The sequence below is a fragment of the Pseudomonas sp. 13B_2.1_Bac1 genome (genome assembly GCF_025466155.1).
Classification (GTDB): domain Bacteria; phylum Pseudomonadota; class Gammaproteobacteria; order Pseudomonadales; family Pseudomonadaceae; genus Aquipseudomonas; species Aquipseudomonas aylmerensis.
This window is the reverse complement of record NZ_JANLOH010000104.1, coordinates 46,202-58,742: the sequence shown is the minus strand read 5'-3', so window position 1 is coordinate 58,742 and position 12,541 is coordinate 46,202. Positions and strand designations below refer to the sequence as shown.

At 61.3% G+C, this 12,541-nt stretch carries 13 protein-coding genes; 9 read left to right on the top strand and 4 right to left on the bottom strand.

All coding sequences use genetic code 11. The features are described 5' to 3' along the window. Positions 1 to 52 precede the first annotated feature (52 nt). From ctaD to NTD80_RS25830, 3 genes are all read left to right on the top strand, one after another. Positions 53 to 1,642, top strand: a complete 1,590-nt coding sequence (gene ctaD / locus NTD80_RS25840; protein ID WP_065902781.1) for a cytochrome c oxidase subunit I — start codon at positions 53 to 55, stop codon at positions 1,640 to 1,642. Positions 1,643 to 1,786: 144 nt separating this feature from the next. Then, positions 1,787 to 2,338 carry a cytochrome c oxidase assembly protein gene (locus tag NTD80_RS25835; protein WP_262135436.1) on the top strand — a complete coding sequence of 184 codons (552 nt, stop codon included), beginning with the start codon at positions 1,787 to 1,789 and terminating at the stop codon, positions 2,336 to 2,338. A 35-nt stretch (positions 2,339 to 2,373) separates the two neighbouring features. Beyond that, positions 2,374 to 3,261 (top strand): cytochrome c oxidase subunit 3, encoded by an 888-nt coding sequence (locus tag NTD80_RS25830; protein WP_065902785.1) that lies wholly within the window; start codon positions 2,374 to 2,376, stop codon positions 3,259 to 3,261. Between the two features lie 6 nt (positions 3,262 to 3,267). Here the strand turns inward: NTD80_RS25830 and NTD80_RS25825 are convergent, their stop codons facing one another. After that, the gene (locus tag NTD80_RS25825) at positions 3,268 to 3,471 is read right to left on the bottom strand and encodes a twin transmembrane helix small protein (RefSeq protein WP_065902787.1); all 204 of its coding nucleotides are present in this window, start codon (positions 3,469 to 3,471) and stop codon (positions 3,268 to 3,270) included. Positions 3,472 to 3,499: 28 nt separating this feature from the next. Between NTD80_RS25825 and NTD80_RS25820 the strand changes: the two genes are divergently transcribed. Genes NTD80_RS25820 through NTD80_RS25800 form a run of 5 tightly spaced genes read left to right on the top strand, consistent with a single transcriptional unit; the run spans position 3,500 to position 7,423 of the window. Beyond that, positions 3,500 to 4,264, top strand: a complete 765-nt coding sequence (locus NTD80_RS25820; RefSeq protein ID WP_262135435.1) for an SURF1 family protein — start codon at positions 3,500 to 3,502, stop codon at positions 4,262 to 4,264. After that, a complete protein-coding gene (locus tag NTD80_RS25815; RefSeq protein WP_262135434.1) occupies positions 4,230 to 4,814 on the top strand; it encodes a hypothetical protein in 585 nt (194 codons plus the stop codon). The genes NTD80_RS25820 and NTD80_RS25815 overlap by 35 nt, the downstream gene beginning before the upstream one ends. Positions 4,815 to 4,824: 10 nt before the next feature. Then, positions 4,825 to 5,904 (top strand): COX15/CtaA family protein, encoded by a 1,080-nt coding sequence (locus NTD80_RS25810; RefSeq protein WP_065902791.1) that lies wholly within the window; start codon positions 4,825 to 4,827, stop codon positions 5,902 to 5,904. Beyond that, complete coding sequence (gene cyoE / locus NTD80_RS25805) at positions 5,892 to 6,791, top strand: heme o synthase (protein ID WP_262135432.1); 900 nt, start codon at positions 5,892 to 5,894, stop codon at positions 6,789 to 6,791. Before NTD80_RS25810 ends, cyoE begins: the two co-directional genes overlap by 13 nt. Then, complete coding sequence (locus NTD80_RS25800) at positions 6,788 to 7,423, top strand: SCO family protein (protein ID WP_065902795.1); 636 nt, start codon at positions 6,788 to 6,790, stop codon at positions 7,421 to 7,423. The genes cyoE and NTD80_RS25800 overlap by 4 nt, the downstream gene beginning before the upstream one ends. Positions 7,424 to 7,598: 175 nt before the next feature. Here the strand turns inward: NTD80_RS25800 and NTD80_RS25795 are convergent, their stop codons facing one another. The 3 genes from NTD80_RS25795 to NTD80_RS25785 are packed head-to-tail and all read right to left on the bottom strand — an operon-like array spanning position 7,599 to position 10,105. Beyond that, positions 7,599 to 8,372 (bottom strand): MetQ/NlpA family ABC transporter substrate-binding protein, encoded by a 774-nt coding sequence (locus NTD80_RS25795; RefSeq protein ID WP_262135431.1) that lies wholly within the window; start codon positions 8,370 to 8,372, stop codon positions 7,599 to 7,601. Positions 8,373 to 8,423: 51 nt separating this feature from the next. Beyond that, positions 8,424 to 9,098: a methionine ABC transporter permease gene (locus tag NTD80_RS25790; protein ID WP_065902799.1), complete on the bottom strand. Its 675-nt coding sequence runs from the start codon at positions 9,096 to 9,098 to the stop codon at positions 8,424 to 8,426. Beyond that, positions 9,098 to 10,105, bottom strand: a complete 1,008-nt coding sequence (locus tag NTD80_RS25785; RefSeq protein ID WP_106805536.1) for a methionine ABC transporter ATP-binding protein — start codon at positions 10,103 to 10,105, stop codon at positions 9,098 to 9,100. The genes NTD80_RS25790 and NTD80_RS25785 overlap by 1 nt, the downstream gene beginning before the upstream one ends. Before the next feature lie 193 nt (positions 10,106 to 10,298). On the opposite strand from NTD80_RS25785, the gene katE reads away from it, so the two are divergent. After that, positions 10,299 to 12,512, top strand: coding sequence for a catalase HPII (katE, locus tag NTD80_RS25780; protein WP_262135429.1), 2,214 nt, complete (start codon positions 10,299 to 10,301; stop codon positions 12,510 to 12,512). Positions 12,513 to 12,541: the final 29 nt, after the last annotated feature.

Here is a 12,541-nt window from a genome sequence, read left to right as displayed (position 1 = left end):
TCATTGCGTATGCCCCGAACCGCCCCGCCCACTCGCTTGCAGGAGAACGGCCATGAGCACTGTGATCGACGACCATGGCCACGCCAGTGACCATGCCCACGGCCCCGCCAAGGGTTTGATGCGCTGGGTACTGACCACCAACCACAAGGACATCGGCACGATGTACCTGTGGTTCGCCTTCACCATGTTCCTGCTCGGCGGTTCGTTCGCCATGGTGATCCGCGCCGAGTTGTTCCAGCCCGGCCTGCAGATTGTCGAGCCGGCGTTCTTCAACCAGATGACCACCATGCACGGCCTGATCATGGTGTTCGGCGCGGTGATGCCAGCGTTCGTCGGCCTGGCCAACTGGATGATTCCGTTGATGATCGGCGCGCCGGACATGGCCCTGCCGCGCATGAACAACTTCAGTTTCTGGCTGTTGCCGGCGGCGTTCCTGTTGCTCGTCTCGACCCTGTTCACTCCGGGTGGCGGGCCGAACTTCGGCTGGACCTTCTACGCGCCCCTCTCCACCACCTACGCGCCGGAAAGCGTGACCTTCTTCATCTTCGCGATTCACCTGATGGGTATCAGTTCGATCATGGGCGCGATCAACGTGGTCGCCACCATTCTCAACCTGCGCGCCCCCGGCATGACCCTGATGAAGATGCCGTTGTTCGTCTGGACGTGGCTGATCACTGCCTTCCTGCTGATCGCAGTGATGCCGGTGCTGGCCGGTTGCGTGACCATGATGCTGATGGACATCCACTTCGGCACCAGCTTTTTCAGTGCTGCCGGCGGTGGCGACCCCGTGCTGTTCCAGCATGTGTTCTGGTTCTTCGGCCACCCCGAGGTGTACATCATGATCCTGCCGGCCTTTGGCGCCGTCAGTTCGATCATCCCGACGTTCTCGCGCAAGCCGCTGTTCGGCTATACGTCGATGGTGTACGCCACGGCGAGCATCGCGTTCCTGTCGTTCATCGTGTGGGCGCACCACATGTTCGTGGTCGGCATTCCGCTGGTGGGCGAGTTGTTCTTCATGTACGCCACGCTGCTGATTGCGGTGCCGACGGGGGTGAAGGTATTCAACTGGGTCAGCACCATGTGGCAAGGCTCGCTGACCTTCGAGACGCCGATGCTGTTTGCCGTGGCTTTCGTGATCCTGTTCACCATCGGCGGCTTTTCCGGGCTGATGCTGGCGATTGCCCCGGCGGACTTCCAGTACCACGACACCTATTTCGTGGTGGCGCACTTCCATTACGTGCTGGTGCCCGGTGCGATCTTCGGCATCTTCGCCTCGGCCTACTACTGGCTGCCGAAATGGACCGGCCACATGTACGACGAAACCCTCGGCAAGCTGCACTTCTGGTTGTCCTTCATCGGCATGAACATGGCGTTTTTCCCGATGCACTTCGTCGGGCTGGCTGGCATGCCGCGCCGTGTGCCGGACTACAACCTGCAGTTCGCCGACTTCAATATGGTCTCCTCGATCGGCGCCTTCATGTTTGGCGCCACGCAGATCTTCTTCCTGTTCATCGTGATCAAGTGCATCCGTGGCGGCCCGCCTGCGCCGGCCAAGCCCTGGGACGGCGCGGAAGGCCTGGAGTGGAGCATCCCCTCGCCTGCGCCGTACCACACCTTCACTACGCCACCGGAGGTCAAGTGAACAGCTTGGCGCAGGCTGCCAGGGTCTCCTGTGGGAGCTGGCTTGCCTGCAATGAGGGCCTGACAGTTGATGGATTGCGTGACTGTTACACCGCTATCGCCGGCAAGTCAGCCCCTACAGAAAAGCCAAGAGCGGGTGATCGTCATGCTTGAGTCGATCCCCACCAAGCGCCTGGTCACCCGCCTGCTGATCCTGGTGGTGGCGATGTTCGGCTTCGGCTTTGCGCTGGTGCCGATCTACGACGTGATGTGCAAGGCGTTCGGTATCAACGGCAAGACCGCCGGGCAGTACGAGGGCGAGCAGGTCGTCGACCCCACGCGGCAGGTGCGGGTGCAGTTCCTGTCGACCAATGCCATCGACATGGTCTGGGAATTTCATTCCAAGGCCGATGAGGTGGTGGTCAATCCGGGTGCCGTCACCGAAATGCTGTTCGTGGCCTACAACCCTACCGACAAAGCCATGACCGCCCAGGCCGTACCCAGCATTTCCCCGGCCGAAGCGGCGATGTACTTCCACAAGACCGAATGCTTTTGCTTCACCCAGCAAGTGCTGCAGCCAGGCCAGCGCATCGAAATGCCGGTGCGTTTCATTGTCGACCGCGACATGCCCAAGGATGTGAAGCATTTGACCCTGGCGTACACGCTGTTTGATATCACTGCGCGCCAACCGCCGGTGGCTGTCCATAGCGGCGGCTAGCTACTGTTTGCCCGCTCAATCAGGAGAGCGAATACATGTCGACTCATGATACGTACTACGTACCAGCGCAAAGCAAGTGGCCAATAATTGCTACCCTGGGCATGCTCATCACGGTGTACGGCCTGGCTGTGTGGTTCAACGACCTGAAGGCGGCGCGCCCGGAATCCCACGGCCCGTGGATCTTCTTCGTCGGTGGCCTGCTGCTGGCCTACATGTTGTTCGGCTGGTTCGGCGCGGTGATCAAGGAAAGCCGCGCCGGTTTGTACAGCCCGCAGATGGACCGCTCGTTTCGATGGGGCATGACCTGGTTCATCTTTTCCGAGGTGATGTTCTTTGTCGCGTTCTTTGGGGCGCTGTTTTACGTGCGGCACATGTCCGGCCCCTGGTTGGGCGGCGAAGGGCACAAGGGCATCGCGCACATGCTGTGGCCGAACTTCGAGTTCACCTGGCCGCTGCTCAACAACCCTGACCCGAAAATGTACCCCGCACCGGAGGGCACCATCAGCCCGTGGGGCCTGCCGCTGGTCAACACGATCTTGCTGGTCAGCTCCAGCGTGACCATCACCCTGGCCCACCATGCCTTGCGCAAAGGCCATCGCGGCGCGCTGAAAATCTGGCTGGCGCTCACGGTGCTGCTGGGTTGGGCGTTCCTGGGCTTCCAGGCCGAGGAGTACATGCATGCCTACAAAGAGCTCGGCCTGACACTCGGTTCGGGTGTGTACGGCGCGACGTTCTTCATGCTCACCGGCTTTCACGGTGCCCACGTGACCATCGGCACGATCATTCTGTTTGTGATGCTGATGCGCATCCTGCGCGGGCATTTCAATGCCGAGCACCAGTTTGGTTTCGAGGCCGCCAGTTGGTACTGGCACTTTGTGGATGTGGTGTGGATCGGGCTGTTTTTCTTCGTCTACGTGCTGTAGCGCGCCTCACCACGGTGCATGCGATACCAGCTGGCCGCTGAAAAAGCCCCAGGCGATCAGCCCCACGGTGATCGCGGCCAGCACCACACGCACAGTCAAGGCAGTGACGAGGCGGTTGGAGTTGCCCTCGTCCTTGACCAGAAAGAACAAGCCACTGAACAGGCTCACGACAGTCGCGATCAGCATCAGGGCAATGACGGCTTTGAGCATGGTCTGGCTCCAATGGGATGGGCGGGCAATGAAAACAAGTATAGCCAGCGCCATGAAACGCTTTCGCCCAGGGCTCGCACCGACGTTGGTGGTGCTCGTGTTGCTGCCGTTGATGGTGGGCCTGGGGTTCTGGCAGCTGTCTCGCGGGCATGAAAAACAGCTGCTGGTGGACAGTTATGCCGAGCGGCGGGTGGCCGATCCCGTCAGCAGCACACAACTGAGTGAGATGGCTGATCCGGCTTTCCGCCGGGTCCGTCTGCGCGGGCAATTCGACGCCGAACACAGCGTGTTGCTGGACAACCGCATGCGCGATGGCAAGGCTGGCGTAGAGCTGCTGCAACCCTTCCACGACCAGGCCAGCGGCCTGTGGTTATTGCTCAATCGTGGCTGGCTGCCCTGGCCCGACCGGCGCACCCCGCCGGTGTTCTCCACGCCTGAACAGCCGGTGAATCTCGACGCCTGGGTGTACGTCGCACCGGGTGAAACTTTCCAGTTGCACGCCGACCCGACGAGCGCGCAATGGCCGCGCTTGCTGACCGCCCTGCACCCCGGCGCGCTGTGGGCTGAGCTTGGGCGTAGCGGTTTTGCCTACGAGCTGCGCGCCGAAGCTGGCCCTGGTACGTACGAAATCATCTGGCCCATCGTAGCCATGGGCCCGGAAAAGCACCTGGCCTACGCGGTGCAGTGGTTCGCCATGGCATTGGCGCTGCTGGCCCTTTACCTCTACCTCGGATGGCACAACACAAAGGAGAAGCACCATGGGAGCGGCCATGAATCCACTCAACATGTCTGAACCGCTCAATCGGCGTAAGGGCCGCTGGCAGCTGATCCTGATCCTGATGATGGTGATCGGCCCGATGGCGCTGGCCACCTTCATGTACAAGCTGCAGTTCTGGGTGCCGGACAACCGCAGTTACCACGGCGAAATGATCGGCAACGGCCAGACCCGCGCCGATATCGGCGTGCAGGCGGATGAAGAGCGTTGGCAACTGCTGGTCACGGCGCCCACGGCCTGCGCCGCCGATTGCCAGCAGCTGGTGTACCTGGCGCGCCAGCTGCAAATCAGCCTCGGCCGGGATGCGTCGCGCGCCAGCCACGCCTTGGCCAGCGCGCAGCCGGTGAGCACCGACTACGAGGCCAAGCTCAAGGCTGAATATCCACAACTGCAGCGCTACTCGCTGGACCTGTCGACCTTCACCAAGGACGCCGCCGCGCCGGGCGATGCGCAACTGTGGATCGTCGACCCGCACGGCAACCTGGTGCTGCGCTACGACGCCAAGGTCAAGGGCAAGGACTTGCTCAACGACCTGCGCCATCTGCTGAAACTGTCGAACATCGGATAAGGGCATCGTCATGGCCAAGCCTGGATTTCGCCTCGCGTTGTTTGCCACCCTGCTGGCGCTGATTGTGGTGCTGCTCGGCGCGTATACGCGCCTGACCCACGCCGGTCTCGGTTGCCCGGACTGGCCGGGTTGCTACGGCTTTATCAGCGTGCCCAAGACCGAGGCCCAGCTGGCGCATGCCGAGCTGCATTTCCCGGACACGCCGGTGGAGGCGGACAAGGGCTGGGCCGAGATGACCCATCGCTACTTCGCCGGCACCTTGGGTCTGCTGATCGTGCTGCTGGCGGCGCGTTCGTGGAGTCATCGACGTGATCCGGGCCAGCCGGTGAAGCTGCCGTTATTTGTATTGGCGGTGGTGTTCGCGCAGGCGGCCTTTGGCATGTGGACGGTGACGTTGAAGCTGTGGCCCCAAGTAGTCACGGGGCATTTGCTGGGCGGTTTCGCGACCTTGAGTCTGTTGTTCCTGCTGACCCTGCGCCTGTCTGGAGTGCTGCCCGCGTTGATCGTGCCCAAGCGCCTGCAATATTGGGCGACGGCTGGCCTGGTGCTGGTGATCGGCCAGATCGCCCTGGGCGGCTGGGTCAGTTCCAACTATGCGGCGGTGGCCTGTATCGATTTGCCTACCTGTCACGGCCAGTGGTGGCCGGCGGCGGATTTCGCCAATGGTTTCCACCTGACCCAGCACATCGGCCCCAATTATCTCGGCGGCCAGCTCGACAGCGATGCGCGAACCGCCATCCATCTCACCCATCGCATCGGCGCGGTGTTGGTCACTCTGGTGTTGCTGGGGCTGGCCTGGCAGCTGCGTGCGGTGGGCATGACGCGACTCGCGGGCCTGTTGTTGATTGCCCTGGCGGCGCAGATCGGCCTGGGCCTGAGCAATGTGTATTTCCATCTGCCGCTGCCGGTAGCCGTCGGCCATAACGCCGGGGGCGCGGCGTTGCTGCTGACCCTGGTGTTGGTCAATTACCACGCGCGTACCAGCCTGGTACGGGTGCGCAACCAGCTGCCGTTCGGCTGGCGGTTTATCCCGCGCAAACAGGTGTCAGGCCTGATCACCCTTAAAGGAGAGATGCCATGGCGACCTTGATCGGCGCGCGTCACGGCCAGGCGATCTGGCGTGACTACCTGGAGCTGACCAAGCCGAAAGTGGTGGTGTTGATGCTTATCACCTCGCTGGTGGGGATGTTCCTCGCCACTCGCGCCGGCGTGCCGTGGGCGGTGCTGATTTTCGGCAACCTGGGTATTGCCCTGTGTGCCGGCGGCGCGGCGGCGGTCAACCATGTAGTGGATCGGCGCATTGATGCGGTGATGGCGCGCACGCACAAACGGCCGATGGCCGAAGGGCGGGTATCGCCGGTGGCGGCGCTGGCTTTTGCAGGGTTTCTGGCGGTTGCGGGCCTGGCCTTGCTGCTGGCGTTCACCAACCCGCTGGCCGCCTGGCTGACGCTGGCTTCCCTGCTCGGCTATGCGGTGATCTACACCGGTTTTCTCAAGCGCGCGACGCCGCAGAATATCGTCATCGGCGGTTTGGCGGGTGCCGCGCCGCCGTTGCTGGGTTGGGTCGCCGTCACCGGCCATATCAGCGCCGAACCCCTCCTGCTGGTGTTGATCATCTTCGCCTGGACCCCGCCGCATTTCTGGGCCCTGGCCATCCACCGCAAGGAGGAATATGCCAAGGCCGATATTCCGATGCTGCCGGTCACCCACGGCGAGCACTACACCAAGGTGCATATCCTGCTCTACACCTTCGTCCTGCTGGCGGTGAGCCTGATGCCCTACGTCATCCACATGAGCGGCCTGCTGTACCTGGCCTGTGCATTGGTTTTGGGCGGACGCTTTCTGCAATGGGCCTGGGTGCTGTACCGTGGCGCTCAGCCGCACGCGGCGATCAACACGTTCAAGTACTCTATCGCGTACTTGTTCCTCCTGTTTATCGCCCTGCTCGTAGACCACTACTTACTGTTGAACCTATGACTCGAACTCAAAAAACCGTCTTTATCCTGGTGGCCATCGTCGCGTTGATCATGGGCCTGACCGTCAACAAAGTGCTTTCGGGCAAAGGCCAGGGCGACCCGACCGCACTGATCGATGCCGGCATCATCCTGCTGCCGCAGAGCCGTCAGCTGCCGCCGGTGAGCATGACCAACCAGGACGGCCAGCCGGTGGTGGTCAATGAGTTGAAGGGCAAGTGGAGCCTGCTGTTCTTCGGCTACACCTTCTGTCCGGACATCTGCCCTACCACCCTCGCCCAGCTGCGCCAGATCAAGAGCGAGCTGCCCAAGGAGGCGGTGGATAAGCTGCAGGTGATCCTGGTCAGCGTCGACCCGAACCGCGACACCCCGGCCCAGCTCAAGCAGTACCTGGGTTACTTCGATCCGCAGTTCGAAGGCCTGACCGGCGCGAATGTGGACGATGTGCAGAAGGTCTCGAATGCCGTGAGCATCCCGTTTATCCCGGCCGATACCAGCAAGCCCAACTACACCGTCGACCACAGCGGCAACCTCGCGCTGATCGGTCCTGACGGCACACAGCGTGGATTCATCCGCGCACCGTTGAACAACCAGAAGCTGGTGGCGCAATTGCCGGGATTGTTGAAGCGTCCATAAGCCCGGCGCTTCTATTCCACGGCCTTGTGGGAGCCCTGATCTGCGGGCAACCCAAAAACAAATGTGGGAGCGGGCTTGCCCGCGAAAGCATCGGTTCAGTCACTGATAAGTCGACTGACACTGCACTTTCGCGAGCAAGCCCGCTCCCACATTTTTTGCTCTTCGGTGCTTCGAATCAGAACGCCGGCAGGATCGCGCCTTTGTACTTCTCGAGGATGAAGGCTTTCACTTCAGGCGTGTGCAGGGCTGCAACCAGCTTCTTCACGGCGTCCGCGTCTTTGTTGTCTTCGCGGGTCACCAGGATATTCACGTAAGGCGAGTCATTGCCTTCGATCACCAGCGCATCCTTGGACGGATCCAGCTTGGCTTCCAGCGCGTAGTTGGTGTTGATCAGCGCCAGGTCGACCTGGGTCAGCACGCGCGGCAGGGTGGCGGCTTCCAGTTCGCGGAATTTCAGGTTTTTCGGGTTGGCGGTGATGTCCTTGATGGTCGACAGGATGTTGGTCGGGTCCTTCAGGGTGATCAGGTTGTGCTTGGCCAGCAGTAACAGCGCACGGCCACCATTGGTGGCGTCGTTCGGGATCACGACGTTGGCGCCGCTTGGCAGGTCTTCCAGCTTCTTGTACTTGCTCGAGTAGGCGCCCAGGGGCTCCAGGTGCACCGCGCCGACGCTCACCAGGTGAGTGCCCTTGGCCTTGTTGAACTCATCCAGGTACGGCTGGTGTTGGAAGAAGTTGGCGTCCAGGCGCTTCTCGGCGACCTGTACGTTGGGCTGCACGTAGTCGGTGAAGACTTTGACCTGCAGGTCCACGCCTTCTTTGGCGAGGGCAGGCTTCACGAATTCGAGGATTTCCGCGTGCGGCACCGGCGACGCGGCGACCGTGATGGTCTCGGCGGCGTGGGCGGAAAACGCGGCAACGGCGGCGAAAGCAACCAGTAGTTTTTTCATCCAACAAGCTCCTTGTTCGGACATCTGCCGGCAGTTGGCCGGCAATGGCCGTTATTTTCGAGAAAAGTGCACCACCAGCTTGTCGCCGACGGTTTGCAGAATTTGCACCAGCACCAATAGCATCACCACGGTGACCACCATCACATCGGTCTGGAAACGCTGGTAACCGAAGCGGATCGCCAGGTCGCCCAGGCCACCGGCACCGACTACGCCGGCCATCGCCGTGTAGGAAACCAGTGTAATCGCCGTCACCGTGATCGCCGCGAAAATGCCCGGGCGGGCCTCAGGCAACAGGGCGTTGGTGATGATCTGGCGAGTGCTGGCCCCCATGGACTGAGTGGCTTCGATGATGCCGCGGTCCACCTCACGCAAGGCCGTTTCCACCAGGCGCGCAAAGAACGGCGTGGCGCCCACCACCAATGGCGGAATGGCGCCGGCCACGCCCAGCGAAGTGCCGGTGATCAGCACGGTGAACGGGATCATCACGATCAGCAGGATGATGAACGGCAGCGAACGCAGAATGTTCACGATCAGCGACAGCAGTGCGTAAAGCCCTTTCTGCTCGAACAGTTGGCGCGGGCTGGTCAGGAACAACAGCACGCCCAGCGGCAGACCCAGCACGACGGTAAAGAACAGCGAGCCGAACAGCATGGTCATGGTGTCGCCGGTGGCCAGCCAGATTTCGGACCAGTCGATATTGGCGAAGAAACTCAACAGGACTTCCATTAGCGCAGGACCTCCATGTGGACGTCAGCGGCGGTGAAGCGCGCAAACGCGGCTTCCATATCGCCACCCGTGACGGCGAGGGTCAGTTGCCCGTAGGGGATGTCTTTGATGCGGTCGATACGCCCGGCGAGGATGCTGTAGTCCACACCCGTTTCGCGGGCGACGGTACCCAGCAGCGGCGCGTAGGTCGCTTCGCCCTGGAAGGTCAGGCGCACGATGCGCCCTGGCACGTGAGCGAAGTCATCGCGCTGCTCGCCTTCGTCGACCTGCTCGGACTCCTGCACGAAACGCTTGGTGGTCGGGTGCTTGGGGTGCAGGAACACATCGGCGACCGAGCCCTGCTCGACGATCACGCCGGCGTCCATCACGGCGACCTGGTCGCATACGCGGCGGATCACATCCATTTCGTGGGTGATCAGCACGATGGTCAGCTTCAGTTCGCGGTTGATCTCGGCCAGCAACTGCAGCACCGAGGCGGTGGTTTGCGGGTCGAGGGCGCTGGTGGCTTCGTCGCACAGCAGGATCTTGGGTTTGGTCGCCAGGGCGCGGGCAATGCCGACGCGTTGCTTCTGGCCGCCGGACAACTGCGCCGGGTACTTCTTGGCGTGATCCGACAGGCCGACGCGGGCGAGGAGTTCGGCCACGCGCTGGTCGATTTCCTTGCGCGACAATTCGCCGGCCAGGGTCAGCGGCAGCGCCACGTTGTCGGCAACGGTTTTGGACGCCAGCAGGTTGAAGTGCTGGAAAATCATCCCGACCTGCTGACGGAAACGGCGCAGGCCGTTGGCGTCCAGTGCAGTGACTTCTTCACCGTCGACATTGATCTGACCGCCGCTGGGCTGTTCCAGGCGATTGATCAGGCGCAGCAAAGTACTTTTTCCCGCACCCGAGTGACCAATCAGGCCAAACACCTGGCCGTTTTCGACGCGCAGGCTGGTGGGGTGCAGGGCGGGGATTTCCTTACCGGCGACGCGGTAGGTTTTATGGACGTTATGAAACTCGATCACGTAGCGAACCTTGTGGGGCGCATGGAAAAGGGATCAGCGGTTAGCCGGGCGCGCATTTTAGCCTGTCCGTATAGCGTTTCTTAGCATTTATTTCGCATTCAACCAGTGATTTGGCAATAACGCGATCAAAGGTCATAAAAAAGGAACGGTACAAAACCGTGTCAGTCACTACTTAAGCAACTCGATTTCCCAGGTGCCGTGCCTGGGGTTTTGCTCAAACGAGCCGGGGATCGCTCTGGCCACTTTGAATAAGGAGTTTTGTCTGATGAGTACCAAGAAGCCAGCCACCCCGCCGAAGAGTGAACTTGCCGGCACCGATACCCTGGACCGTGGCAACACCAACGCCAAGCTGCAGGCCCTGGAGGAATTCCGCTCCGATGCGACCGGCCAGGCCCTGCGTACCAACCAAGGCGTGAAGATTTCCGACAACCAGAACACCCTGAAAGTCGGCTCCCGTGGCCCGTCGCTGCTGGAAGACTTCATCATGCGTGAAAAAATCACGCACTTTGACCATGAGCGCATCCCGGAGCGCATCGTGCATGCCCGCGGTACTGGCGCGCATGGTTATTTCCAGACCTATGAAAACCATTCGGCGCTGAGCAAGGCCGGCTTCCTGCGCAACCCCGAGCATAAAACCCCGGTGTTTGTGCGCTTCTCCACCGTGCAGGGCCCGCGTGGTTCCGGCGATACGGTGCGCGACGTGCGCGGTTTTGCAGTGAAGTTCTTCACCGACGAAGGCAACTTCGACCTGGTGGGCAACAACATGCCGGTCTTCTTCATTCAGGACGCGATCAAGTTTCCCGACTTCGTCCACGCGGTAAAACCTGAGCCGCACAATGAAATTCCTACCGGCGGCTCGGCCCACGATACGTTCTGGGACTTTGTCTCGCTGCAGCCGGAATCGGCGCATATGGTGCTGTGGGCAATGTCCGACCGCGCCATTCCAAAAAGCCTGCGCGCAATGCAGGGGTTCGGCATTCACACCTTCCGGCTGATCAACACCGAAGGTAAGTCGAGTTTCGTGAAATTCCACTGGCATCCAAAAGTCGGCACCTGCTCCCTGGTGTGGGACGAAGCGCAAAAGCTTGCCGGTAAAGATACCGATTACCACCGTCGCGACCTCTGGGAAGCGATTGAAAGCGGCGACTACCCTGAGTGGGAATTGGGCGTGCAGATCGTCGCCGAAGAGGACGAGCACAAGTTCGACTTCGACCTGCTCGATCCGACCAAGATCATCCCCGAAGAGCTGGTGCCGATTACGCCGCTGGGCAAGATGGTGCTTAATCGCAACCCCGACAACTTCTTCGCCGAAGTCGAGCAGGTGGCGTTCTGCCCGGGCCATATCGTGCCGGGTATCGACTTCACCAACGATCCGTTGCTGCAAGGTCGTCTGTTTTCCTACACGGATACGCAGATCAGCCGTCTCGGTGGCCCGAACTTTCATGAGTTGCCGATAAATCGGCCGGTGGTGCCTTTCCACAACGGTCAGCGCGACGCCCAGCACCGCACGGTGATCGACAAGGGGCGCGCGGCCTACGAGCCCAATTCCATTGACGGCGGTTGGCCGAAGGAAACCCCTCCTGCCGCCCAGGATGGTGGGTTCGAGACCTATTACGAGCGCGTCGATGCCAACAAGGTGCGTGAGCGCAGTGAGTCGTTCGGCGATCACTTCTCCCAGGCCACGCTGTTTTTCCACAGCATGAGCCACCACGAGAAAGAGCACATCATTGCGGCCTACAGCTTCGAATTGGGCAAGGTTGAGCGCGAGTTTATCCGTGCCCGTCAGGTGAACGAGATTCTGGCCAACATCGATCTGGAACTGGCCAAGCGCGTTGCGCAGAACCTGGGCCTGCCGGCGCCGACCAAAGGCACCGTGCCGCCACGCAAGTCGTCGTTGAAGGAGTCGCCGGCGTTGAGCCAGGTGAACCTGCTGTCGGGCGATATCAAGACGCGCAAAGTCGCGATTCTGGCCGCCAACGGCGTCGATGGCGTGGCGATTGCCGCGTTGACGAAGGCGCTGGAAGCCGAGGGTGCCCATGCCAAGTTGCTGGGGCCGACCTCGGCACCAGTGACCACCGCCGATGGCAAGAGCTTGAAGGTCGATGCGTCGATGGAAGGTATGCCGTCCATCGCGTTTGACGCGGTGTTTGTGCCAGGGGGTGCCAAGTCGGTGCAGGCATTGAGCGGCGACGGTGTGGCGCTGCACTTCCTGTTGGAGGCGTACAAGCACCTGAAGGCGATCACAGTCGCCAATGACGCCAAGCCATTGCTGGATCTGCTGAAGCTGGAGGCGGATGCGGGCTTGATCGTGGGGTCGGATGCGAAAGCGTTCAAGGCCTTCTTTGCGGCGATTGCGCAGCATCGGGTTTGGGATCGCGAGCCGAAGGCCAAGGCGATTCCGGCTTAAACGCTTGATTGACCGTTAGACCGCTATCG